Annotated in this window: 26 protein-coding genes; 6 read left to right on the top strand and 20 right to left on the bottom strand. The window is 68.2% G+C overall.

Translation table 11 applies throughout. The features are described 5' to 3' along the window. Nucleotides 1-43 precede the first annotated feature (43 nt). The 14 genes from ACFXOO_RS09460 to thyX all read right to left on the bottom strand — a co-directional run bounded on the left by ACFXOO_RS09460 (nt 44) and on the right by thyX (nt 13,757). The gene (locus ACFXOO_RS09460) at nt 44-922 is read right to left on the bottom strand and encodes an ABC transporter permease (RefSeq protein ID WP_394563400.1); all 879 of its coding nucleotides are present in this window, start codon (nt 920-922) and stop codon (nt 44-46) included. Next, nucleotides 919-1,884 carry an ATP-binding cassette domain-containing protein gene (locus ACFXOO_RS09455; RefSeq protein ID WP_394563399.1) on the bottom strand — a complete coding sequence of 322 codons (966 nt, stop codon included), beginning with the start codon at nt 1,882-1,884 and terminating at the stop codon, nt 919-921. Before ACFXOO_RS09455 ends, ACFXOO_RS09460 begins: the two co-directional genes overlap by 4 nt. A gap of 76 nt (nt 1,885-1,960) precedes the next feature. Further along, complete coding sequence (locus ACFXOO_RS09450) at nt 1,961-2,656, bottom strand: regulatory protein RecX (RefSeq protein ID WP_394563398.1); 696 nt, start codon at nt 2,654-2,656, stop codon at nt 1,961-1,963. A gap of 134 nt (nt 2,657-2,790) precedes the next feature. Then, nucleotides 2,791-3,855 carry a recombinase RecA gene (recA, locus tag ACFXOO_RS09445; protein ID WP_378840463.1) on the bottom strand — a complete coding sequence of 355 codons (1,065 nt, stop codon included), beginning with the start codon at nt 3,853-3,855 and terminating at the stop codon, nt 2,791-2,793. A 293-nt stretch (nt 3,856-4,148) separates the two neighbouring features. Beyond that, complete coding sequence (locus ACFXOO_RS09440) at nt 4,149-4,373, bottom strand: DUF3046 domain-containing protein (RefSeq protein WP_394563397.1); 225 nt, start codon at nt 4,371-4,373, stop codon at nt 4,149-4,151. 21 nt (nt 4,374-4,394) lie between these two features. Next, complete coding sequence (locus ACFXOO_RS09435; protein WP_378840468.1) at nt 4,395-4,703, bottom strand: helix-turn-helix domain-containing protein; 309 nt, start codon at nt 4,701-4,703, stop codon at nt 4,395-4,397. Between the two features lie 158 nt (nt 4,704-4,861). Beyond that, entirely contained in the window at nt 4,862-5,383 is a 522-nt protein-coding gene (locus ACFXOO_RS09430; RefSeq protein ID WP_394563396.1) for a CinA family protein, read from the bottom strand. Further along, nucleotides 5,380-5,949, bottom strand: coding sequence for a CDP-diacylglycerol--glycerol-3-phosphate 3-phosphatidyltransferase (pgsA, locus tag ACFXOO_RS09425; RefSeq protein WP_378840473.1), 570 nt, complete (start codon nt 5,947-5,949; stop codon nt 5,380-5,382). Before pgsA ends, ACFXOO_RS09430 begins: the two co-directional genes overlap by 4 nt. Continuing rightward, nucleotides 5,949-8,675: a DNA translocase FtsK 4TM domain-containing protein gene (locus tag ACFXOO_RS09420; protein WP_378840475.1), complete on the bottom strand. Its 2,727-nt coding sequence runs from the start codon at nt 8,673-8,675 to the stop codon at nt 5,949-5,951. Before ACFXOO_RS09420 ends, pgsA begins: the two co-directional genes overlap by 1 nt. Before the next feature lie 89 nt (nt 8,676-8,764). Beyond that, nucleotides 8,765-9,259: a GNAT family N-acetyltransferase gene (locus tag ACFXOO_RS09415; protein WP_378840478.1), complete on the bottom strand. Its 495-nt coding sequence runs from the start codon at nt 9,257-9,259 to the stop codon at nt 8,765-8,767. Nucleotides 9,260-9,326: 67 nt separating this feature from the next. Further along, on the bottom strand, nt 9,327-11,003 hold the full coding sequence (locus tag ACFXOO_RS09410; protein ID WP_378840480.1) for a ribonuclease J: 1,677 nt from the start codon (nt 11,001-11,003) through the stop codon (nt 9,327-9,329). Nucleotides 11,004-11,124: 121 nt separating this feature from the next. Next, complete coding sequence (gene dapA / locus ACFXOO_RS09405; RefSeq protein WP_378840483.1) at nt 11,125-12,102, bottom strand: 4-hydroxy-tetrahydrodipicolinate synthase; 978 nt, start codon at nt 12,100-12,102, stop codon at nt 11,125-11,127. A 116-nt stretch (nt 12,103-12,218) separates the two neighbouring features. Then, a complete protein-coding gene (locus tag ACFXOO_RS09400) occupies nt 12,219-12,980 on the bottom strand; it encodes an SDR family NAD(P)-dependent oxidoreductase (protein WP_378854137.1) in 762 nt (253 codons plus the stop codon). Between the two features lie 36 nt (nt 12,981-13,016). After that, complete coding sequence (gene thyX / locus ACFXOO_RS09395; RefSeq protein WP_378840489.1) at nt 13,017-13,757, bottom strand: FAD-dependent thymidylate synthase; 741 nt, start codon at nt 13,755-13,757, stop codon at nt 13,017-13,019. Nucleotides 13,758-13,852: 95 nt separating this feature from the next. Here thyX and ACFXOO_RS09390 point away from each other — a divergent pair, with 95 nt between their 5' ends. The 3 genes from ACFXOO_RS09390 to ACFXOO_RS09380 all read left to right on the top strand — a co-directional run bounded on the left by ACFXOO_RS09390 (nt 13,853) and on the right by ACFXOO_RS09380 (nt 15,735). Next, nucleotides 13,853-14,290 (top strand): TlpA family protein disulfide reductase, encoded by a 438-nt coding sequence (locus ACFXOO_RS09390; protein WP_378840491.1) that lies wholly within the window; start codon nt 13,853-13,855, stop codon nt 14,288-14,290. Nucleotides 14,291-14,411: 121 nt separating this feature from the next. Beyond that, on the top strand, nt 14,412-14,837 hold the full coding sequence (locus ACFXOO_RS09385; RefSeq protein ID WP_378840493.1) for an OsmC family peroxiredoxin: 426 nt from the start codon (nt 14,412-14,414) through the stop codon (nt 14,835-14,837). Next, nucleotides 14,830-15,735: a TIGR01777 family oxidoreductase gene (locus tag ACFXOO_RS09380; RefSeq protein WP_394563395.1), complete on the top strand. Its 906-nt coding sequence runs from the start codon at nt 14,830-14,832 to the stop codon at nt 15,733-15,735. The genes ACFXOO_RS09385 and ACFXOO_RS09380 overlap by 8 nt, the downstream gene beginning before the upstream one ends. 2 nt (nt 15,736-15,737) lie before the next feature. Here the strand turns inward: ACFXOO_RS09380 and ACFXOO_RS09375 are convergent, their stop codons facing one another. Together ACFXOO_RS09375 and ACFXOO_RS09370 are read right to left on the bottom strand one after the other, a co-directional pair. Beyond that, nucleotides 15,738-16,196 carry a hypothetical protein gene (locus ACFXOO_RS09375; protein ID WP_394563394.1) on the bottom strand — a complete coding sequence of 153 codons (459 nt, stop codon included), beginning with the start codon at nt 16,194-16,196 and terminating at the stop codon, nt 15,738-15,740. Then, complete coding sequence (locus ACFXOO_RS09370) at nt 16,193-17,011, bottom strand: 4-hydroxy-tetrahydrodipicolinate reductase (protein WP_378854133.1); 819 nt, start codon at nt 17,009-17,011, stop codon at nt 16,193-16,195. Before ACFXOO_RS09370 ends, ACFXOO_RS09375 begins: the two co-directional genes overlap by 4 nt. A gap of 76 nt (nt 17,012-17,087) precedes the next feature. Here ACFXOO_RS09370 and ACFXOO_RS09365 point away from each other — a divergent pair, with 76 nt between their 5' ends. Next, nucleotides 17,088-17,564, top strand: a complete 477-nt coding sequence (locus tag ACFXOO_RS09365; protein ID WP_394563393.1) for a GNAT family N-acetyltransferase — start codon at nt 17,088-17,090, stop codon at nt 17,562-17,564. Here the strand turns inward: ACFXOO_RS09365 and ACFXOO_RS09360 are convergent. From ACFXOO_RS09360 to ACFXOO_RS09350, 3 genes are all read right to left on the bottom strand, one after another. Then, nucleotides 17,561-18,163, bottom strand: a complete 603-nt coding sequence (locus ACFXOO_RS09360) for a histidine phosphatase family protein (protein WP_378840504.1) — start codon at nt 18,161-18,163, stop codon at nt 17,561-17,563. The genes ACFXOO_RS09365 and ACFXOO_RS09360 overlap by 4 nt on opposite strands. A gap of 80 nt (nt 18,164-18,243) precedes the next feature. Further along, nucleotides 18,244-19,281 (bottom strand): aldo/keto reductase, encoded by a 1,038-nt coding sequence (locus tag ACFXOO_RS09355; protein WP_394563392.1) that lies wholly within the window; start codon nt 19,279-19,281, stop codon nt 18,244-18,246. 253 nt (nt 19,282-19,534) lie between these two features. After that, the gene (locus ACFXOO_RS09350; RefSeq protein WP_378840510.1) at nt 19,535-21,799 is read right to left on the bottom strand and encodes a polyribonucleotide nucleotidyltransferase; all 2,265 of its coding nucleotides are present in this window, start codon (nt 21,797-21,799) and stop codon (nt 19,535-19,537) included. A 330-nt stretch (nt 21,800-22,129) separates the two neighbouring features. Between ACFXOO_RS09350 and ACFXOO_RS09345 the strand changes: the two genes are divergently transcribed. Continuing rightward, nucleotides 22,130-22,315 carry a DUF5302 domain-containing protein gene (locus ACFXOO_RS09345; RefSeq protein ID WP_378840512.1) on the top strand — a complete coding sequence of 62 codons (186 nt, stop codon included), beginning with the start codon at nt 22,130-22,132 and terminating at the stop codon, nt 22,313-22,315. 33 nt (nt 22,316-22,348) lie between these two features. Further along, nucleotides 22,349-22,489 (top strand): hypothetical protein, encoded by a 141-nt coding sequence (locus ACFXOO_RS09340; protein WP_378840515.1) that lies wholly within the window; start codon nt 22,349-22,351, stop codon nt 22,487-22,489. 94 nt (nt 22,490-22,583) lie between these two features. On the opposite strand, the gene ACFXOO_RS09335 is transcribed toward ACFXOO_RS09340, so the two are convergent. Then, nucleotides 22,584-24,020, bottom strand: coding sequence for a cation:dicarboxylate symporter family transporter (locus ACFXOO_RS09335; RefSeq protein WP_394563410.1), 1,437 nt, complete (start codon nt 24,018-24,020; stop codon nt 22,584-22,586). Between the last annotated feature and the right edge of the window lie 53 nt (nt 24,021-24,073).

Here is a 24,073-nt window from a genome sequence, read left to right as displayed (position 1 = left end):
GATTGCTCGATTCTACGGCGCGCCGGCAGCCGCTCGATCAGGCTCAGCGGATGCGGGCCCGGATGCGCATCGCGGACAGCGCCGTGCACACGACCGTGATCCCCACCAGGACGGCGATCGCGACGCCGGTCGGCACCAGCCACTCCCCCACGATCGAGTCGATCCCGTAGACCGCGCGCAGCGCCTCGTCGGACGCAGGCTCCCCCCCGGTCACCGCGGTGAGCGATTCCGCGGTGAAGACCCGGCGCAGCAGCATCCCCGCCTGCGCGAAGGGGAGCGCGTTGATCACATCGCCGACGGTGGTGGGGAGAGATCCCACCGGGATGTAGGCGCCCGCGATGAAACCCAGGACCGTGCCGATGATCGTGGACATCGCCGAGAACGCGCTTGCCGTGCGCACGAACGACACGACGAGCGCCGACAGTGACGTGAACGCGAAGCAGAACAGGGTGACGAGGCCTGCAGCGCGCAGGACCGCGGCGGGACCGAGCCACAGTCCATCGACGAGGCCCAGGTAGATCACACTGAGCGCCAGGACGAGCAGGGACATGATGACGGCGACGGCGACGGCGGCGATCAGATAGCCGAGCACGATCTGCCCTCGGCGGATCGGTGAGACGAGGAAGTCGCGGAATCTCCCGGATTGCGCGTCGTCCACCAGCACAGACAGGGCACCGAGGCCGGTGGTGACGGTGGTGATCAGAACGATGCCGGCGAACATCCAGCTGTCGACGAAGGCCTTGACGGCGCCCTCCCCGGCATCGGGGAAGCTCTCGGTCAGACCGGTGGTCTGCAGATTGCTGAGGAACAGGGTGTAGAGGGCGAAGAGAATGATGGCGCCGAGCAGAGAGAAGAAGACGTTCAGGCGATCCCGGAAGAAGAGCCGGAGGTTGCGGACGACGATCCCCGCGACGACCCTCACGCAGCTGCTCCCTGTGCGTCGTCGACGCCGGCATGACCCGTCAACGCCAGGAAGACGTCGTCCATGCGTCCGTGACGGAACTCGAAGTCCCGGACCGCGTCGCCGTGCTCGGCGAGGATCCGTCGGGCGACGCCCGCGTCGGGCACGGCGATGGTCACGATGTCGCCGCGGCGTGCGGAAGCCGCCTGTCCGAGCGTCGCGGTCGTCGATTCCGCCACGAGGTCATGGGAGGCCGCCAACGACACGAGGGCTGACCGATCAGACGTCGTGACAGACAGCACGCTGCGACTGTACGTCGACCGCAGCTCGGTCGGGGTGCCGTCGGCGATGATGCGGCCGCGGTCGATGATGCACACGCGATCGGCCTCCTCGGTCTCCTCCATGTAGTGCGTGGTGAGGAACACCGTGAGCCCGGACGACCGCCGCAGCTCCTGGATGGTCCGCCACACGACGGCGCGACTCGCAGGATCGAGACCCGCGGTGGGCTCGTCGAGGAACAGGATGCGCGGTTCGTGCAGGAGCGCCCGAGCGATGTCGACACGGCGCTTCTGTCCGCCCGAAAGGCGGCCGTAGCGGCGGTCGAGAAAGTCGCCCAACTCGATCAGATCGGCCAACGCCGTGATGCGCGCACGGGTGCGCGCGGCGTCGAGACGCGCGAATGTCGCCCGCAGCGTCAGGTTCTCGCGAACGGTGAGCTCGGGATCGAGCAGGGCATCCTGGAACACGACTCCGATCTCGGCCCGCACGCTCTCCCCGTCGGAACGGACGTCATGACCGGCGATCTGCACCGTTCCCGCTTCGAACGGAAGCGTCGTCGTGAGGCAACCGATCGTCGTCGACTTGCCGGCGCCGTTCGTGCCGAGGAATGCGAAGACGAGTCCGTCATCCACATGGAAGCTCAGATCATCCACCGCTGTCAGCGAACGGTAACGCTTGGTCAGCCCTGTCACGTCGATCGCCATCCGAGCCCCTTTCACCGGTAGGGCTCACGATACGAGATCACAGGCACCGACGGGGCTGCGCCCAGCGTGGGACAGCTCAGCGGAATCGAACGGCGTTGCCGCCGCCTGCCTCATCCCGAGCCCGCGCCATCGCCGTGCGCGCAGCAGTGCTCGCGACCGACCCGCCGAATCCACGCCTACCCAACTGACCCATCAGACGCCGCATCGCCGTCTCATCGTCATAACGGACAAGCGAACGCGCTTTCGTCGTCGCGAATTCGAGGGCCCGCTCCACGTCGTCATCCGGCAGTTCTGCCACGACGGCGTCGACGACATCCCGCGACACCAAACGCTTGACGAGCAGTTGTCGAATCGCTCGAGAACCCATGTCCTTGCGCGTAGTCGCGCCGTGCACGATCTGTTCGGCCAGAAGCGCATCGTCGAGCCACCCACGGGCCACGAAGTCTTCGACGGCGTCGTCCACCTCGTCGGCGTCGAGGCCCGCTGAGCGGAGGGTCGACCGCGCTTCGGCGATCGACAGGCCCCGACGACCCAAGCTGCGGGTGAGCGCCACCCGCGCGCGCTCGATAACGGCGGCACGATCATCGACCTCAGCCTCAGCCTCAGCCTCGGTCATCTGCTCACCCGCTCCACCTCGCGGCGAACCGCCGCGACTGCCCGTGCCGCGCCGCGGTGACGACGTCGGCGCCGACGGGGACGCCGGTGCCGGCGGACCCACCTCGGGCGCGGCATCCACGAGCAGCTCGTCTTCGGGCAGATCGGTGAATGTCACGGCTCTGCGCGGGCGATCTGGGAGGGCACGGGTGATCATCTGCGGTCCGGCGGTGTCGGAGGCGCGACGTTCACCGAACAATGGGGTGACGGGGGCGAGCTGTTCACGCTCACCCCCGTGCTCCGTCGTCATCGTCAGGCCGAGCGCTTCTTGGTCAGCTCCGCCACCGGCGGCGCACCGACAGGCGCCTCGACGAGCTTCGGCGTGCCGATGCCGAGCTTCGTCTTGATCTTCGATTCGATGTCGGCCGCGATATCCGGGTTCTTGAGCAGGAAGTTGCGCGCGTTCTCCTTGCCCTGCCCGAGCTGCTCGCCGTCGTAGGTGTACCACGCGCCGGACTTCTTCACGATCTCGTGCTCGACGCCGAAGTCGATCAGGCTGCCCTCGCGGGAGATGCCGACGCCGTAGAGGATGTCGAACTCGGCCTGCTTGAAGGGCGGAGCCATCTTGTTCTTGACGACCTTCACGCGGGTGCGGTTGCCGACCGCGTCGGTGCCGTCCTTGAGTGTCTCGATGCGACGGATGTCGAGGCGCACGGACGCGTAGAACTTGAGCGCCTTGCCACCGGCGGTGGTCTCCGGCGAGCCGAAGAACACGCCGATCTTCTCGCGCAGCTGGTTGATGAAGATCATGGTCGTATTGGTCTGGTTGAGGCCACCGGTGAGCTTGCGCAGAGCCTGCGACATCAATCGCGCCTGCAGCCCGACGTGGGAGTCGCCCATCTCCCCCTCGATCTCGGCACGGGGCACCAGCGCTGCCACGGAGTCGATGACGATGAGATCGATCGACCCCGAACGAATGAGCATGTCGGCGATCTCGAGTGCCTGCTCACCCGTATCGGGCTGCGACACCAGCAGCGCGTCGATGTCGACGCCGAGCTTCATCGCGTAATCGGGATCGAGCGCGTGCTCGGCATCGATGAAGGCGGCGATGCCGCCGTTGCGCTGGGCGTTCGCGATGGCATGGAGGGTGAGTGTCGTCTTTCCCGAGGATTCGGGGCCGTAGATCTCGATGATGCGGCCGCGCGGGAGCCCACCGACGCCGAGAGCGACGTCGAGGGCGATCGAGCCCGTCGGAATCACTTCGACCGGCGCACGGTCGTCGCTGCCCAGTCGCATGACCGAGCCCTTCCCGAACTGCCGGTCGATCTGGGCGAGGGCCGATTCGAGGGCCTTCTCGCGGTCAGCTGTTGATGGCATGGCGTGCTCCTTATGCTCGCGTTCCGTCGCCTGTAGGCTGTCGCGCTCCGACCCGGTGGGGCGGATGCTGCGACAAGGCGTGTGGTGTCGTTCGACGTTGTTCACGCTACGAAGGGCCTCCGACATCCGGACCTGCACCCGCTCGTAACCGTGGACAGTTCGTCACCGGCATCACCTGTGCAGGAGCCTACGCCGCTGTCGAACAGATCTTCGACGACACGCCGTGCTCGGAGACGGCTCGCCGCGCCGGGCCGGCAGCCGGCGATGGCACACGGAACATGGCCGCGACAGCTCTACTTCTGGCGCGGGTCCAGCCGTCCGACGCCGTAGCGCTGCGTGACCGGCACATCGGCCTCATCGCACAGCGCAAGCCAGATCTCGCGCGGCGGAACGCCGTCGCGAAGGGCCTGGGCGGGGGTCAGACCACCCACACCGCCCAGCACGAGGTCGTTGACCAGCGCGGCGGCCGAACCGCCGAACTGCTCGTCGATGGCGCGCAAGAACTCACTGCGACGCACGGGCGACTCGCGTTCGGCGGATCAGCGCAGCGACAGCTCGGCGTCGACGGACGCGACGAGCTCGTCAGGAACGACATCGGGGAAGACCTGCAGGCCCTCGACGACCGAAAGACGGTCGCTCACTTCGCGCATGATCGTCGAGATGGGAACATCCAGCGCATCGGCCACAGAGGCGAGGATCTCGCTCGAAGCCTCTTTCTGACCGCGCTCCACCTCGCTGAGGTAACCGAGCGCGACGCTCGCACGACTCGCGACCTGTCGGAGGGTGCGACCCTTCTGCTGACGGAAGTCACGCAGGACTTCACCGATCTCTTGACGTACAAGTATCATTCGGGCCCCCTCCTCACTGCTGGTTCCTGCCGTTGTCTGGGTGGACTACGGTACAACACCGACTGGTGCCAATCTAATCCCGTGCGCTGGGGAAAGGGTGGGAATCGCCGAATGTAACCGAGCGGAAACACGGCCTATTCCCGCACGGGCGCGCGGTGTCAGAGCGAGGCGGATGCGGTGGCGAGGGCCAGCCGGACGGTCTGCGTCCGGATCTCGTCGCGCGTCCCCCGCAGCGTCAGCGAGCGCACGGAAATGCCGTTGGGGGTGGCGACGCCGATGTGGACCGTACCCACGGGCTGCCCGTCCGGGGACTGCGGTCCGGCGATACCGGTCGTCGCGATGCCGACGTCTACAGGGCCGTCTGCGCCCTCGAGCGCTCGCCGAACCCCCACGGCCATCTGCGCGGCCACATCGGGGTGCACGGGACCGTGTGCGGCCAGCAGGCCGGCGTCCACACCGAGCACGGTGTGCTTCACCTCGGTGGCGTAGGCGACCACTCCCCCGCGAAAAGATGCGGACGCGCCGGGGACGGCGACGACGGATGCCGCGAGCAGCCCCCCGGTGAGCGATTCCGCGACAGCGAGCGACCATCCGCGCTCCCGCAGCGCCGACAGCAGACGCTCCGCATCGTGCGGGAAGTCGACCTCACCCCCCTCGACATCCCCCGAGGGCGTTGTCACGGACGCTTCTTCGAGCGGGCTGCACGGGCCTCGGTGATCACGTAGTCCAGGCCGCTGGCGATCGTGAGTATCACCGCGATCCACATCGTCACGATGTTGACCCAGACGATCCAATCCCCGACGACCGACGCGAGCGGGAGGAGAGCGAGCGACAGCGCGACCGACTGAGCGACCGTCTTGAGCTTTCCCATCCACGCGGCGGCCAGCACGTGATCGCTCACGACCATGAAGCGATACACGGTGATGCCGACTTCGCGGATCAGGACGATGATCGTCACCCACCAGGGGAGCTCGAGGAGGATGGAGAGCCCGATGAACGCGAAGCCCGTGAGCACCTTGTCGGCGATCGGGTCGAGCAGCTTGCCGAGGTCGGTGACGATCTCGTATCTGCGCGCGATATAGCCGTCGATGCCGTCGGTGGCGATGGCGACGATGAACAGCACCGCGGCCCACCAGCGCAGAGGCCCGTCGGCGCCGCCGTCGGCGAGGAGCATCCAGAGGAAGACCGGCGCGAGGAGGATCCGGGCGATCGTGATCGCGTTCGGCAGCTGCCGCGGGACGGCCATCAGTCGCGTCCCGTCAGACCCCAGGCATCCTCGTCGCCGTCCTCCTCGACGATCGGATACCCCTCGAACTGCGCATCGACCGGGTCGGCGGGCGCGGCCGGGCGAAGCGGTGCGCCATCGCCGGCGGGCGTCGCGGCGGCAGCGGGTGCATCGTCGCCCCGCAGACGGGCCAGCACACCGGGAAGCTGCTCGACGGACACCAGCAGGTCGCGGGCCTTGGACCCTTCCGACGGTCCGACGATCTCGCGCGACTCCAACAGATCCATGAGGCGGCCGGCCTTGGCGAAGCCCACACGCAGCTTGCGCTGAAGCATCGAGGTCGAGCCGAACTGGGTGGAAACCACCAGCTCGGCCGCGGCGAGGAGCAATTCGAGGTCGTCGCCGATGTCGGCGTCGACCTGCTTCTTCTGCGCTTCGACGGCGACGTCGGAGCGGTACTCCGGACGGGCCTGCGCGGTGACGTATTTGACGACCTTCTCGATCTCGGCCTCGCTGACCCAGGCGCCCTGCACGCGGATCGACTTCGACGTCCCCATCGGCAGGAAGAGCGCGTCCCCCTGACCGATGAGCCGGTCGGCACCCGGCTGATCGAGGATGACGCGGCTGTCGGTCACGCTGGTGACGGCGAAGGCGAGGCGGGACGGCACGTTGGCCTTGATGAGGCCGGTGACCACATCGACCGAGGGGCGCTGCGTGGCGAGCACGAGGTGGATCCCGCTCGCCCGGGCGAGCTGTGTGATCCGGACGATCGAATCCTCGACGTCGCGCGGCGCCACCATCATGAGGTCGGCGAGCTCGTCGACGACGACGAGGAGGTAGGGGTAGGGCTTGAGGACCCGCTCACTGCCCGGCGGGAGGATGATCTCGTCCGCCACGACCGCCCTGTTGAAGTCGTCGATGTGTCGGAAGCCGAACGACGCGAGATCGTCGTACCGCATGTCCATCTCCTTCACGACCCACTGGAGCGCCTCGGCGGCCTTCTTCGGGTTCGTGATGATCGGGGTGATCAGGTGGGGCACCCCAGCGTAGGACGTGAGCTCGACGCGCTTCGGGTCGATCAGGACCATGCGCACCTCGGACGGCTTGGCACGCATGAGCAGGCTCGTGATCATCGAGTTCACGAAGCTGGACTTTCCCGATCCGGTCGAGCCCGCCACGAGGAGGTGGGGCATCTTCGCGAGGTTGGCCACCACGTATCCGCCGCCGACGTCCTTGCCGACGCCGATCGTCATGGGATGGGTGCTGGACGCGGCCGCCTGCGAGCGCAGGACGTCGCCGAGCGTCACCATCTCGCGGTCGGTGTTCGGGATCTCGACGCCGATCGCGCTCTTGCCGGGGATCGGGGCGAGGATGCGCACCTCATTGGACGCCACGGCATAGGCGATGTTGTTGGTGAGGGCGGTGATGCGCTCGACTTTGACGCCGGGGCCGACCTCGATCTCGTACTGGGTCACCGTCGGACCGCGGGAGAACCCGGTCACCCGTGCGTCGACCTGAAATTGGTCGAGCACGCTGGTGATGGCGCGGACGATCTCGTCGTTGGCTGCGGAGCGCGCCTTGTGCGGCGTGCCGGCTGCGAGGGTCGCCGTCGAGGGCAGGCGATACAGCGAGGCGGGAGGCATCCCCTCGGAATCGCTGCCGATCCCCGAAAGCCCCGGCAGCATGTCGTCGGAGTCGGGGCTGTCGTCGCGCAGCGAGGTGTCGCCGCGGCTCTTGCGCGGGGGGATGACGGGTGCCGCGGCCGAGGTGGCGATCACTTCGGTCAGGGCGTCCGGCATGACGGGAAGCGGCGGCACGGGCGGCTGGATCGCCTGATCGAAAGCGCCCTCCGAAGATCCGACGGGCAGGAGCTCGGTGAGGTCCTGCGACAGCACGCCGTCGTCCGGGTCCTCTTCGCGTCCGGTCTTGTTGCGTCGCCACCAGGGCAATGAGGGGTCGGATGCCGCAGCATCCGCGACCTTCGTGTCACCGGTCTCGGCGAACACCGGACCCTTCGCGGCGGGGTCGGGGCGTTCCGCGTCGAACATCCACGCGTAGAGATCGCCGAGACGACGACCGATGTGGTTGGGCGGGGTCTTCGTCAGGATCAGGATGCTGAGGATCGTGAGAAGCCCCAGCACGGCGCACGCGCCGATCGCGGTGAGTCCGAGTGCGAGCGGCTCCCCGATCATCCAGCCGAACAGGCCGCCCGCCTCGCTGAGCGCGGGCAGGCCGTCCTTGGGCGCCGGGCGGTCGCCGAGCACGTGGCAGAACCCCGCGATCGTCCAGAGGAACAAACCGAAGCCGATGCCGATCCTGCCGTTGTCGTGCACGGAAGACGGATGCCGGAACAGCCAGCCGGCCAGCACGAGCAGGAAGACCGGCAGGACGAACGCCGTGCGTCCGAGGAGACCGCCGACCGAGTAGGCGCTGATGGCGGCGGCGACGTCGGTGCCGATGAAGAACCACTCGATGACCGCACCGACGGCCGCCAGGAGCACGAGCAGGAAGGGGAACCCGTCTCGGCGCTGATCCTTCTCGAGTGTCTCCGGGCCGAAGGTGCGGTAGACGCCGCCCGTCGCGTGCGCCAGTCCGAGCCACGCGCGCACCACGACAGGCGGCCTCTCGGGCTCGCCGACGTACCGTTTGGGGGCGGGCGCGGGCTTGGGATCGGCTTTTCGGGCGCGCGGCGGAGACGCCTTCGCGGACGCGCGACCACTGGTGGTCGGATTGGTGCTCCTGGCCATGGTGTCCACGCTAGGCCGCTCCACCCCGATTTGCCCGGATAGACGCGAGGCCATCGTGACGCATGTGACGGGTGTGACTCGGATTGCCGCTACTGCAGGCGCTTGACCATCGTGTCGCGGCCGACGCCGGGCTGGGTCACGGCGAACCCCTCGCTGCGGTAGAGCGTCACCGCGAAATTCCCCCGCTCCACGCTGAGGCTGAGGCGCGCGTATCCGTCGGCGCGCGCCTTCTCCCCGAGGCTCTGCAGCAGCATGCGTCCGACGCCGTGCGCACGCCAGATGGGCCGGACGCCCATCACCATCTCGGGGACACCGGTGCCGACATAGGCGAATCCGGGATCGGTGCGCGGCAGCATCCGGTACCAGGCCGCTCCGATCGGCTCGCCGTGGGTCGCGATCGCGACGAACCCCGCGTCGCTCGGGCGCATCCACCCCGCGAGATACCTGCTGTGCTCAGGGCTCGAGAGGATGTCGTGCTTCGGCCGCGCCGCGCCCGGCCTCCAGTTCGCCGCCTCGACGACCATGTCGCCGAGGAACGCGCCGTCCGCCCGCGTGGCGGGACGGACGCTGAAGGTCGAGGGCATGCGGGGAGTTTACCGAGCAGAGCGGATGCTGCGACCCGACGTCGGCCGCAGCATCCGCTCTCCTGTCTCAGGCCTCGATGACCAGCGGCACGATCATCGGACGACGGCGCAGCGACTGGCTCACCCAACGGCCGATCGTGCGGCGCACGACCTGCGACAACGCGTGCGTGTCACGGACGCCGGACTGAGCGGCGTCGGCGAGCGCCGCGGCGATCTTGGGTTTGACGGCGTCGAACACACGATCGTCTTCGGCGACGCCGCGGGCGTGGATCTCGGGACCCGTGATCACCCGCCCGGTCGCGGAATCGATGACGACGATGACCGAGATGAAGCCCTCTTCGCCGAGTGTCCGGCGATCCTTGAGATCGGCATCCGTGATCTCGCCGACCGTCGAGCCGTCGACGTAGACGAAGCCGAGATCGAGCTGCCCGACGACCGACGCGAGTCCGTCGCGCAGATCGATGACCGTCCCGTTCTCGCCGATGATGGTGCGCTCCGCGGGCACACCCGTGTCCTGGGCGAGCTTCGCGTTCGCCATCAGGTGGCGGTACTCGCCGTGGACGGGGAGCACGTTCTTGGGTTTGAGGATGTTGTAGCAGTAGAGCAGCTCGCCCGCGGCGGCGTGTCCGGAGACGTGCACCTTGGCGTTGCCCTTGTGCACGACGTTGGCGCCGAGTTTGGTCAGACCGTCGATCACGCGGTACACCGCGTTCTCGTTGCCGGGGATGAGGCTGGACGCGAGGATGACCGTGTCACCGGGGCCGGGCTCGATCTCGTGGTCGTTGTTGGCCATACGGCTCAGCACCGCCATGGGCTCGCCCTGCGAACCCGTGGACATGTAGACGATCTTGTCGTCCGGGAGGTCGCGCGCCTTCTTGTAGTCGATTAGGATGCCCTCCGGCACGTGCAGGTAGCCGAGGTCCTCCGCGATCGTCATGTTGCGCAGCATGCTGCGGCCGAGGAGGGCCACCCGGCGGCCATGAAGGGCCGCCGCATCCAGGACCTGCTGCACACGGTGCACGTGGCTGGAGAAGCTCGCCACGATCACGCGCCGCGGAGCCTTGCCGATGACCTGGTCGAGCACCGGGCCGATGCTGCGCTCGAGCGGTGTGAAACCGGGCACATCGGCGTTCGTGGAATCCACCAGGAAGAGGTCGACACCCTTCTCGCCGAGTCGTGCGAACGCGCGCAGATCGGTGAGGCGGCCGTCGAGCGGCAGCTGGTCCATCTTGAAGTCGCCGGTCGCGAGCACCGTACCCGCGGGGGTCGTGATCGCGACGGCCAGAGCATCGGGGATCGAGTGGTTGACCGCGACGAACTCGAGCTCGAACGGGCCGACCTTCTCGTGCTGACCCTCGGTCACCGTGAGGGTGTAGGGCTTGATGCGGTGCTCTTTGAGCTTCGCCTCGACCAGAGCGAGCGTGAGGCCGGAGCCGATCAGGGGGATGTCGCGCTTCAGCTTCAGAAGGTAGGGCACCGCACCGATGTGGTCTTCGTGACCGTGGGTGAGCACGACGGCCACGATGTCGTCGAGGCGGTTCTTGATCGGCTCGAAGTCGGGCAGGATCAGGTCGACGCCGGGCTGATGCTCCTCCGGGAAGAGCACGCCGCAGTCGACGATCAGCAGCTTGCCGCCGTACTCGAAGACGGTCATGTTGCGGCCGATCTCTCCGAGACCGCCGAGCGGGGTGACCCGCAGCGTTCCGGTGGTGAGGGCGGGCGGGTCGTACACGGTTCTGGGCATGGGTGCCTCCTGGGAGATGCCGACGCGCGGCATCCGTCGATTCAGTGGGTGAGTGGGGGTGCCGTGCACTCCGCGCCGACGGCCCCGGCGGCGGGACTCTCGGAGCGGGGCACGTCGGTCATCAGCGGGTGGTGCCCGAGACCTTCGGCAGCGCGCCGCCGGCGGCGGCATTGCGGTCGGGACGGAAGTTCGAGAAGTCCGCACCGGGGACGTTCCTGACCAGAGCGAGCTCGTCTTCGATCGCCGCGGCCTCCCACTCCTCGGGACCGACGAGCGGGAGGCGGACACGCGGACTCGAGATGCGGCCGAGTCCGTGCAGGATGTACTTCGCCGCGACGGTGCCCGGCACGTGGGTCATCGTGGCGCGCACGAGCGGCTCGAGCTGCATGTGGGCGGCGGTCGCCGTCTGGAGGTCTCCGGCGTTCACGGCGTCGATGATCGTCCGATAGGGCGCCGGCGCGATGTTCGCGGTCACGCCGATCAGCCCGGTGGCTCCGATCGCGAGATGCGGCAGCACGTTCGCGTCGTCTCCGGAGAAGTACATCAGATCGGTCTGATTGAGCACGCGACTCACTTCGCTGAAGTCGCCTTTCGCATCCTTCACGGCGAGGATGTTCGGATGCTTGGCGAGGCGGAGGATGGTCTCGTACTTGATGGGCACACCGGTGCGGCCCGGGATGTCGTACAGGATGACCGGCAGATCGGTCGCGTCGGCGACCAATCGGAAGTGTGTCAGGATGCCCGCCTGCGTGGGCTTGTTGTAGTACGGCGTCACGATCATGATGCCGTCCGCGCCGGCCTTCTCGCTGGCCTTGTAGAGCTCGATGGCGTGCGCGGTCTCATTCGACCCGCCGCCCGTGATGATCGCGGCGCGGCCGCCCGAGACCTGCTTGCCGACCTCTACGAGGCGGATCTTCTCGGGGTCGGTGAGCGTGCTCGTCTCCCCCGTCGTGCCCGTCACGACGATGCCGTCGGCACCGGCCGAGATCACATCGTCGATGTGCTTCTCGACCGCGGGCCAATCGACCTCGCCGTCGGCTGTCATCGGGGTGATCAGAGCGACGAGAACCTGTCCGAAAGGGTTGCCCGTGTGCGTCATGCTTCCAGGCTATCGGGTGGGTCCCGGTCTCGGCGGCCCGGGTTCGCGCCGCCTGGTCCGGCCGGCGAGACCGCCGGGCCCACACGATGCCGGAGACGGCGGAGACGGCGGAGCCGTCAGCGGCCCCGGGTGCCGACCCGTGCGGCGACCGAGGCCGGGATCATCCGCGCGAGACCCGTCAGCACCTTGTAGCGCAGAGACGGGATCGACACCGCCCTGCCGCGCGCCGCGTCACGAAGCGATTCCGCGACGACCTGCGGGGCGTTCAGCCACATCCAGGGACTCACCCCCTCTTCGCCCGGCGGCAGCCCCAGCCGCTCGTGGAAGTTCGTGTGGACGAAACCCGGACAGACGGCCGTCACGGTCACGCCGTCCGCGGCATATCGTGCATTCGCCCACCGGCTGAAGCTGATCACCCACGCCTTGCAGGCGCCGTAGGTCGACCGAGGGATGAACCCCGCCACAGAGGCGACGTTGATGATGCGGCCGCTCCCCCGCGCCAGCATCGGGTCGAGAGCGGCGTGCATGAGCCGCATGGGTGCCTCCACGTGCACCGCGAGATGCGCCACTTCGTCGTCGATCTCGTTGCGCTCGAAGTCCAGAGACAGACCGAATCCCGCGTTGTTGACGAGCACCTCGATCGGCTGCCCGCCATCTGCCAGCCGCGCCGCCACGCGACCCACATCCGCGCTCCGGGACAGATCGGCCACGAGGATCTCGCAGCGCACACCCCACTCGGCCTCGATCGCCGCCGCCACCGGCTCGAGAGTGGCCGCGGTGCGGGCGACCAGCACCAGATCGGCCCCGCGGGCGGCCAGCTGGCGGGCGTACTCGGCGCCGAGTCCGGAGCTCGCACCGGTGATGAGGGCGGTCTTCATGCCCGCCAGCGTAGGCGACCGAGCAGACAGCCCGCGCTAGGGCGCGACTCGGCCGTTGGTGTTGAAGGCGGCGTGCGTCATCGGCATGAGCTCGGCGAAGAACGTCTCCATCTTCTCCGCGCACATCTCGATCTCGCGCTGCGGGAACGACGGGAAATGCGTGCCCTCCGCCTTCGTCCGCAGCGACAGGAAGTTCATCAGCGCACGGGCGTTCATCGTCACGTACATCGACGAGAAGATGTTGAGCGGCAGCACGATGCGGGCGACCTCACGCGCGACGCCCGCCTCGAGCATCCGCTGGTAGGCCTCGTAGGCGGAGACGGATGCCGCGCGGGTCGTCTCATCGACCAGAGAGACCTGCTCGGGGGTGCCCGGGAGGAATTCGTACGCACCGGGCTTGCCGACCTGGAGGAGGTTGCGCTGCGGCGACGGCACATAGAAGACGGGACGAAGCTCCCGATAACGGCCCGATTCCTCGTTGTACGAGGCGATGCGATGGCGCATGAACTCGCGGAACACGAAGATGGGTGCCTGCACGTAGAACGTCATCGAGTTGTGCTCGAACGGCGAGCCGTGGCGGTCCCGCATCAGGTAGTTGATGAGGCCGCGATCGCGGACGGATGCTTCGGTGCCGGCCGCCGCCGCGTCGAGCGTCTGCTCCCCCTGCGTCGACACCCGGGCGGCGAACAGCACGTCGGAATCGGCGGCGCTCGAGCGCACCAGCTCGACCGTGACATCGCTGCGGAACTCGATCTCGGGGCTCTGTGGATCAGTCACGCCTGCCACCATACCCGGGGCGGACCGCGCGCCGTCGGCGACGTCACGACCTCGTACCGGTCCCACTCAGGCGGAACCGGATAGCCTGATCTGTTGTGACGGTCCTCGGCTCCCTCCTCGCACTCACGGTGCTGCTGGTGGTGACCATCGGCATCGGCCTGCTGCTGCGGTGGCGCGAGCGTCGCCCGAAGCCGCACGTCCCCCACGAGATCGTGCAGCCGGAGCGGCTCGGCGCGCCGCCGCTCGGCGAGGCCGCGACCCTGCTCCAGTTCAGCACTGAGACGTGCGGACGCTGCCCGGGCGTGCATCGTCAGCTCGCGGCGGTGGCCGACGGACGCCGCGGCGTCGTGCACCTCGACGTCGACCTCACGAACCGGCCCGACATCGCGAAGCACTTCCGCGTCCTGCAGACGCCGACCACGCTCATCCTCGATCGCGACGGAGCCATCCAGACGCGGTTCGGCGGCATCCCGCGTCGCGACGTCATCGAGCTCGAGCTCGCCAGACTCACGGACGGCGCGACCGAGGCCTGAGCCCTCGCACGGCGGCACTCCTCACGCCGCGGTGTCAATCCCTCGCGTGCCTCCGACGCCCGAGGTTAGGCTGACCGCGAGGCGCATCGACGGTCGATGCCCGTCACCCCGGGAGGCTCCTATGTCCGTCACCAGCGAAGCCAGCACCACCTGGAAGGGCACGCTCTTCGAAGGAAGCGGCGAAGTCGCGCTCGAGAGCTCCAATCAGGGACCGCTCCCCGTCAACTGGAAGGCGCGCAGCGAGGGTTCCACCTCGGTCACCACGCCCGAAGAGCTCATCGCCGCGGCCCACTCCTCCTGCTTCAGCATGGCGCTGTCGAACGCCCTGGCGGAGAACGGCACCCCGCCGGAGACCATCGAGACCACCGCATCCGTCACCTTCGTGCCGGGGAAGGGCATCTCGGGCAGCCACCTGAACGTCAACGCCACGGTTCCCGGCCTGAGCGCCGAGGACTTCGCTCGCATCGCCGATGAGGCCAAGCAGGGCTGCCCCGTGTCGCAGGCGCTGGCCGGCATCGAGATCACGCTCGAGGCGACGCTTGCCTGACGCCGGCTCCCGGGTGGTGCTCGCGGGGGCGTCGGGCCTGATCGGCGAGGCATTGGCGCGGTCGTTGCGCGCGGACGGCGTGGCGGTCACGACGCTCGTGCGGCATGCCCCGACGTCGCCCCACGAGGTGCAGTGGCTCGAGGACGACACGCCGCTCGATCCCACCGTGCTGGCGGGAGCCACCGCGGTGGTGGGCCTCAACGGCGCGAGCATCGGCCGCTTCCCGTGGACCGCGAGGTACAAGAACACGCTCGTGTGGTCGCGCATCACGCCGACGCAGGTGCTCGCACGCGCGGTGCGGGAGCTGGGAACGGATGCCCCGGCCTTCGTGTCGGCATCCGCCGTCGGCTACTACGGGTCGGTGCCGGGCGTACCGCTCGACGAGAGCTCTCCGCGCGGAGAGTCGTTCCTGGCCGATCTCTGCGGCGAATGGGAATCCGCGGCGCTCGCGGCCGGTTCCGAGGCGCGGGTCGCTCTGCTGCGGACGGCACCTGTGGTGCACCGTGACGGCGTCCTCAAGCCCCTCCTGCTGCTGACCAGGCTCGGCGTCTCCGGGCCCATCGGGCGTGGAACCCAGGTGTGGCCGTGGATCTCACTCGAGGACGAAGTGCGCGCGATCCGGCACGTCATCGACACCGACGTCGCGGGCCCGGTCAATCTCACCGGGCCGACGCGGGCGACCGCGAACGACCTCGGTTTCGCCCTCGCCGTGCAGATGAATCGGCCCTACATCGTGCGCGCGCCCGTGTGGGGCATGAAGCTCGCTCTGGGAGCGGACGCGACCGAAGCACTGCTCACGGTCGACGCCGACGTGGAACCGCAAGTGCTGGAGGCATCGGGTTTCGAATTCTCCCACCCCACCGTCGAGTCCGCGGTGACGGCGGCCCTGGCCGACTGACGTCAGGCGCGACGCGACCTGCGTTCCGCGGTCTCGAGCGAGATGGCGTGTCGGACCGCAGCCCTCGCCCGCTTCCGGTCGCCGGCCGCGTCGTACGCCAGCGCCAGGCGGAAGCGCGCCTGCCAGGACTCCGGCGATGCTTCGACCTCCGCCTTGTACCGCGGGAACACGGCGTCACCGTCCTCGCGCATGACGCGACCGCTCGGCCGCACGTCGACGGGCTCCTCCGGCAGGCCGCCCTCAGCCTCCAGCCTTCGGGCGAGCTGCTCCGCTCGCACTCCGAACCAGAGCTCGCGCCCCAGCACCCAGACGGCGACGATCGGCAGCACGATCAGGGCGACCCCCATGGCGATCGCGACCGGCTCCCCGGAGACCAGAAGCAGGTACGCCCGTTGCCCGACCAGGAAGATGTAGAGCGCGAGCAGCACCGCCATGACGGCGACGCCGATGCGCGCGGTCATGCGCCGGTGGTGCGGGCGACCTGACCGGGCACACCGCCCTCGTCGAGAGGTGCCAGGCGTCGCGGGGCGACCCCGGGCGTGCGGATGCCGATGTCGATGAAGCTGTCGAGTCCGACCGTCACCCCGGTGGCATCCCTCGCGGCGATCAGGGCCAGACGGATGCCGGGGGCATAGGCGAGCGCCGGCTCGATCGTGTCGTGGGTGATCGTCAGCGACTCCCCCGGGCCCGAGAGCACGGCGTCCTGCCGGGCGATCACGCCCGGGCGTCGCAGGGAGTGGATCGGCACACTCGCGACCTGCTGGCCTCGCGCACGCTGATCGACGTGGGGGGACTCGACGGGCCCAACACCCGCGCGCGCGGTCGCGATGAGCTCCGCCGTGCGGACGGCGGTGCCGCTGGGCGAGTCGACCTTGGTCTCGCGATGGGCCTCGATGATCTCAATCGAGGGGAAGAACGGAGCCGCTGCGGCCGCGAGGGCGGTCCCGAGCACCGAACCCAGCGAGAAGTTCGGCACGAACACGGCGCCCGTGCCCGCGGCGTCCACCAACGGGCGCACGAGCGCGATCCTCTCCGCCGACCAGCCGGAGGTCGCGACGAGCACGTTGAGCCCGCGATCGATGGCTGCGCGCACGACGTCGATCGACACGGCCGGAACAGAGGCATCGACGACCAGGTCTGCTCCGTCGAGTTCGGAGAGCTCGGAACGGGAACTCAGCACCGCGACGACGTCGAAATCGGCCTCAGCGTCGATCACCTCGCGGATGATGCCGCCGAGCTTGCCGGTGCCTCCGACCAGGGCCACTCGAGTCGTCATGGGACTCAGCCTAACGAGTGCCGGCGTCCACGGTCCGAGCGGCACGAGCTGCGCGGCCCTGGCTAGTCTTATCGGCATGGTGGAAGTGCAGAGAACGGACGCGGATGCGCCGGACGCCCACATGCTGTTGGCGGAATACTTCGAGGACCGCACGATCGGGTTCGCCGCGCAGGATCAGGTCTACACCCCGGTCTTTCCGGCGCGCGCCACCTTCACTCCGCCCGCGGGCGCGTTCGTGGTGCTCCGTGACGACGAGGGACAGGCCCGCGGATGCGGAGGCATCCGCCGCATCGCCGACGGTGAGCGGGGCGTCCGCTACGAGGTCAAGCACCTCTATCTGCGCCCGGACACACGGGGGCGAGGCTGGGGGCGCCTGATGCTGGAGGACCTGGAGCGTCGAGCCCGCGAGTGGGACGCGCGCGAACTCGTGCTCGACACCCACCACTCGCTGGAGGCGGCCGCCGGTCTCTACCGGACGTCGGGGTTCGTCGAGACGGAGCGCTTCAACGAGAACTCCAATGCGACGCGCTGGTACTCCAAGGCGCTCGACTAGACCGGGAGCTGCTCCGGCAGTCCGGTGCGCAGCTCGAACGGCAGGTGGGCGAGGTCGTTGTGCGTGACCAGCGTCCACGGCCGACCCTGCTTCTGGGCGATGACCGTCAACCCGCAGTGCGCCTGATTGAGCGTCATCCACCGCCACTCGGGCGCCTGCAGCACTTCACGCACGAACCAGGCGATGACGAAGTTGTGCGTGATGAGCAGTTCGTGCACGTCGCCGGGCTTGCGCACGAGGAACTCGCTCACGGCATCGTCCATCTGCGCTCGACCCGCCTCGATCTCGGCTTCGCTGACGGCACCGAAGAAGGGCTCGAAATGGGAAGGCGTCTCAGGGGTCATACCCGTCGGATAGCAGTCGAACAGAAGCGCCGAGGGTTCGGGCGCGACGGACGGCAACCGGTCGGCCACGGCCCGGGCGGTCTCGCTCGCGCGCTCCAGCGGAGAGTGCAGCACCGAGCTCAGGGGGACTCCGGAGAGGCGATCCGCCAGGAGCGATGCCTGGCGGCGACCACGGGGCGACAGCGGCCCGTCCACAAGGCCGTGCTCGGCATCCTGGTGCTCGCCGTGTCGCACGAGGTACAGATAGTGCGTCACGCAAGCTCACTTCGTCGAGGTGGGTGTCCAGGACACGTTGTCACCCTATGCCACCCCGTACGCGGTGACAGGGTCTTGACCTACTCGGACGCTCGTGCGATGTCGGCGAGGTGAGAGCGACCGAGTCGCACCCCCACGCCCTGCACGAGCTCCTCGACCTGCGTGGGGGCGTAGGCGTTCACGATGGGCGCCGTGACGAGACGCTGCGCGAGGAGCCAGGCCACCGCCACAGCGGCATCGGGCACCCCGAGCTCGGTTCCGACCGCGTCGAGGGCGCGGAGGGTTCGGCTGCCGCGGCGGTTGATGTTCGCCGCGAGCTGGGCGCCACGGGCGGAGAGCATCGTCCGCTGTCGGGTGCGGTGGCGCCCCGAGAGGAAGCCGTGCTCGAGCGCGTGCGACGGGGTGACGGCCATCGACTGCGCTCCCGCCACCAGGCGCAGGTCGGCGTCGAAGTCGTGGCGGCGCAGGACGTTGAAGGGCACGTCGAGCACCGTGATCCGGGGGAACCCGGCCGATGCGAGGATGCGCGCCTCGACGAGCTGAGCCGCGGTGTAGCCCGCCGCCCCGAGAGCACGCACCTTGCCCGACTCCACGAGCCACTCGGCAGTGGCCAGGGTGTCCTCCAGCGCCGTCGCGCTGTCGGTGGTCGCATCGAGCGTCAGCACATCGATGCGATCGGTGCGCAGACGTGTCAGAGCGGCCTCGACAGCGCGCACCAGATTGACCGGACCCAGCCCGGGGTTGTCGGGGTGGCCGCCGATCCGCACCATCAGGACGATGTCGTCCCGCACGCCGCGGGAGTGCATCCACTGACCGATGATGTGCTCGCTGCGCCCCGCCGAGTAGCTGTCGGCGGTGTGGACGACATTGCCCCCGAGGTCGGTGTAGGTGTCGAGGATGTCGTGGCTGGAGTCGAGATCGACGTTCCAGCCGAACTCGGCGCCCCCGAGGATGAGGGGGAAGACCGAGCATCCCGTCTCTCCGAAGGGAACACGGACCCCGCCGCCGAGCGGGCGACCCTGCACCGGGATGGGTGAGGACGGATGCGGAGGCAACGGTGCAGCGGCACGCGACGGGCTCGTGGAGTCCGCCGATGCGCCTACGCCGAAGAAAGCCATGTCTCACCCCCTCACGATTCCTCCGTGGGGAGAGCCTCGTGATCGTTTTGCACGCGCCCCCCGGCGCGTACTTAGAGGCTAGGCCCCGCCGGCCGTGACGCCCGACACTGCGGCAACGGGTCGGTAAACATTCGATAACGCTTGGATCACGAGCGATGCCCCGGGGAGATGTCCCTCGGCGGGGGCCGGACGACGGATGCCCGCCCTCTCCGCGAGGGAGAGAGCGGGCATCGCAGTCATGCGCGAGTCGCGGTCAGACGCCTGCGGGAACCTCGGGCGCGTCGGCGGTCTCACCGGCGGCCTCTTCGACCACGGGCTCGAGCGACAGCTTGCCGCGGTCGTCGATCTTCGTGATCTTCACGAGGATCTTCTGACCGACACCTAGCACGTCTTCGACGTTCTCGACACGCTTGCCCCCGGCGAGCTTGCGAACCTCGCTGATGTGCAGCAGTCCGTCCTTGCCGGGCAGGAGCGAGACGAACGCGCCGAAGGTCGCGATCTTGACGACCGTTCCCAGGAACTGCTCGCCCACCTCGGGGTTGGTCGGGTTGGCGATCGCGTTGACCTGGGCGCGAGCGGCCTCGGCCGACGGCCCATCGGTCGCACCGATGTAGACAGTGCCGTCCTCCTCGATGGAGATCTGCGCTCCCGTCTCATCCTGGATCGAGTTGATCGTCTTGCCCTTGGGGCCGATCAGCTCGCCGATCTTGTCGACCGGGATCTGCACGCTGATGACGCGGGGCGCGGTGGGCGCCATCTCGTCCGGAGCGTCGATCGCGGCGTTCAGCACGCCGAGGATCGTGAGGCGCGCTTCCCGTGCCTGGGTCAGAGCGGCGGCGAGGACCGACGACGGGATGCCGTCGAGCTTCGTGTCGAGCTGGATCGCCGTGACGAATTCGCTCGTGCCGGCGACCTTGAAGTCCATGTCACCGAGGGCGTCCTCGGCTCCGAGGATGTCGGTCAGCGCGGCGTAGCGCGTCTGGCCGTCGACCTGGTCCGAGACCAGACCCATCGCGATACCGGCGACCGGGGCGCGCAGGGGCACACCGGCGTTCAGCAGCGACAGCGTCGATGCGCACACCGAGCCCATGGACGTCGACCCGTTGGAGCTGAGGGCCTCCGACACCTGGCGGATGGCGTACGGGAACTCCTCGCGGCTGGGCAGCACCGGCACGAGCGCGCGCTCGGCGAGGAAGCCGTGCCCGATCTCGCGACGCTTGGGGCTGCCCACACGACCGGTTTCACCGGTGGAATACGGCGGGAAGTTGTAGTGGTGCATGTAGCGCTTGTGCGTCACCGGCGAGAGGGAGTCGATCTGCTGCTCCATCTTCAGCATGTTCAGCGTGGTGACACCCAGGATCTGGGTCTCGCCGCGCTGGAAGATCGCGGACCCGTGCACGCGCGGGATGACCTGCACCTCTGCGTCGAGCGGACGGATGTCGGCCAGGCCGCGACCGTCCATGCGGACGCCCTCGGAGAGGATGCGCCCACGGACGATCACCTTGGTGACCGACTTGTACGCGGCCGAGAACTCGAGCGTCGCGACGGCCGGCAGCTCGCCGGACTCGACGGCGGCGAGAAGCTCCGCCTTGACGGCATCCTTCAGCTCGTCATCGGCGTTCTGGCGCTCCTGCTTGTCGGCGATCTGGTAGATCGGCACGAGCTTGTCGTAGGCGCGGCCTGCGACGAAGTCGTACGTCTGCTGGCTGTACGGCAGGAAGACGGGGAATTCCTTGATCTCCTTGGCCGCGGTGTTCGCGACGACGTTCTGTGCGGCGACGAGCTCCTTGATGAAGGGCTTCGAGGCCTCGAGGCCCTCCGCCACGACCTGCTCGTTCGGCTTCACGGCGCCGGCCTTGATGAGGTTCCAGCTGTTCTCGGTGGCTTCGGCCTCGACCATCATGATGGCGACGTCACCGTCGGGCAGCACGCGGCCCGCGACGATGAGGTCGAAGACGGCCTCTTCGAGCTGGGTCACGGTCGGGAAGGCGATCCACTGGTCGGCGTGCTCGCCGTGTCCGGGGATGAGCGCCAGGCGCACACCCGCGATCGGGCCGGAGAACGGCAGACCCGAGATCTGGGTGGACAGCGATGCCGCATTGATGGCCAGCGCGTCGTAGAACTCGCCGGGCGCGATCGACAGCACGGTGACGACGATCTGGACCTCGTTGCGGAGGCCCTGGACGAACGAGGGGCGCAGCGGCCGGTCGATCAGACGGCACACGAGGATCGCCTCGGTCGAGGGGCGGCCCTCTCGGCGGAAGAACGAACCGGGGATCTTGCCGGCGGCGTACGAACGCTCTTCGACGTCGACGGTCAGCGGGAAGAAGTCGAAGCCTTCGCGAGGATGCTTGCCGGCGCTGGTGGCCGACAGGAGCATCGTCTCCTCGTCGAGGTAGGCGGCGACGGCGCCCTGCGCCTGCTGGGCGAGGCGTCCGGTTTCGAACCGGACCGTACGGGTTCCGAAGCGGCCGTTATCGAGAACGGCTTCAGCGGCGGTGATTTCAGGACCTTCCAAGAGGTCTCTCCTTCTTTGTTTAGTCTCGCGCGCGCATGTCGCGCACGAGCATTCGAAGGAGCAGGAACAGGCAGATTATCGGCGCGCGACTCTCCGTCGCGCAGGACCTGCGCTGGCCACCAGTAGAAGAACACCCGGCGCCGTGTGCGACGAGGGATCCACCACAGGAGACCAGCTTGCTGCCGGCCTGCTCCACTGTGTCTGTGTCAGACAGAGTGCTCATATGTAATAGAGCGGATGCCCGGAGGCAACCCTCTGAAGCCTACCAGGGTGCGCCTGAGCGCCGGCTCCACCTGTTGCCGGACGGCGCGGCCCGCCTAGGCTGAAGACATGAGTACGGAAGACAAGCAGGATGGCGCGGCATCCGACGAGATGAAGCGCAAGTTCAAAGAGGCGCTCGACAAGAAGAACGCCCACCACCGCAACGGCGAGTCGCACATGGATGCGGACTCGGCGGTGCACCAGACGCAGGGCCCCGCATCGGTGAAGCGCGAGTTCCGCCGCAAGAGCGGTTGAGCCCGGCCACCCGGACGACAGAACGGAGTCGCCATGACTGACGACCGCAAGAACGAGGAAGGCGACGTCGTCGCCCCCGAGGAGGGCGTGGAGCTCGATCGCGCCGAGGAGATCGAGATCGAGCGGCGTCTGCAGCTCGAGGTCCCGCAGTTCGAAGCCGGTATCGAGGGCTGAGAGCCACGGGGGCATCGTCTCCGCACGACCACGCACCGCCCGCCGCATTCGATGCGGCGGGCGGTGCTTCGTCGTCAGGTGGTTCGCGTCACGGTCAGGAGGACATCAGTCGCTCGGCGGCGCGGCGCTCCTTGGCCAGGGCCTCGTCCACGGCGGCGGCTTCGAGACCAGCCGTGCCGACAGCATCCGGCGCTGTGCTCATTCCGTCGTGATCGCCGGACAGCGTCGTCTCGTCGAAGGGGTCCTTCCCGGCCAGGACGAGGTTGACCTGATTCTTGTCGATCTGCTTGGTCCAGGTGCCGATGAGGACGGTGGCGACGGCATTGCCGGTGAAGTTCGTGATCGCCCGTCCTTCGGACATGAAGCGGTCGATACCGACGATGACGCCGACGCCGTTGACGAGGTCGGGGCGGTAGGCCTGCAGACCGCCGGCGAGCGTCGCCAGTCCGGCACCGGTGACACCGGCGGCGCCCTTCGAGGCGATCACCATGAAGGCGAGCAGGCCGATCTGCTCGGGGATCGACATGGGCATGCCCATCCCCGCGGCGATGAACAGTGACGCCATCGTGAGGTAGATCGCCGTGCCGTCGAGGTTGAACGAGTACCCGGTCGGCACGGTGATGCCGACGACGGGCTTGGCGACACCCAGGTGCTCCATCTTCGCGATGAGACGGGGCAGCGCCGACTCGGACGACGAGGTGCCGACGATCAGGAGGTACTCCCGCGCCAGGTACTTCATGAGCTTGAAGATGTTCACGCGGGCGACGGCGTAGAGCAGGGTGCCGAGGATGCCGAAGATGAAGACCGCGCACGTGATGTAGAACGCGATCATGAGCACGCTCAGGCTGACGATGGCCGCGAAGCCCGTCTTGCCGACGACCGCGGCGATTGCACCGAAGGCGCCGAGCGGGGCCAGCCACAGGATCATGCCGAGGATGCGGAAGACCAGAGCCTGCAGGTGCTTGACCGCGGCCATGATGGGCTCGCCCTTGGGGCCCATCTTCTGCAGGGCGAAGCCGACCAGCAGCGCGATGAACAGCACCTGCAGGACGCTTTCACCGGTGAAGGCCGAGAAGAACGTGGTGGGGATGATGCCGAGGATGAACTCCTGCGTCGTCTTCGCCTCGACGTTCGAGGTGTCGTAGGTGGAGCTGCTCATGTTCAGGCCCTCACCGGGGTGGATGAGGTTGCCGACGACGAGGCCGATGGCCAGCGCGAACGTCGTCATGATCATGAAGTAGAGGAGGGCGAGTCCGCCGATCTTGCCGACCGTTGCGGCCTTGGCGATCGAGCCGATGCCCACCACGATCGTGCAGAAGATGATCGGTGCGATCATCATCTTGATCAAGCTGACGAAGCCCTTGCCGATCGGCTCCAGGGCGACGGCGAACTCGGGCCAGATGAGTCCGATCGATGCTCCGGCGACGACCGCGATGATCACCGCCACGTAGAGCCAGGTGTGCCTGTCCCACGAGGCCTTGCCCCGGCGCCAGTTGTAGCCGGGCAGCTTGAAGCTCTGGGTGCTGGGAATGATCTTCGACATCATCGCCTCCGTTGGCAAGACTTCTTCGTTTCTCCGACCGC

The sequence above is a fragment of the Microbacterium sp. P03 genome (assembly GCF_043556235.1).
GTDB lineage: Bacteria > Actinomycetota > Actinomycetes > Actinomycetales > Microbacteriaceae > Microbacterium.
The sequence above is the reverse complement of the archived record's forward strand: the minus strand, read 5'-3'. Positions and strand labels throughout refer to the sequence as shown.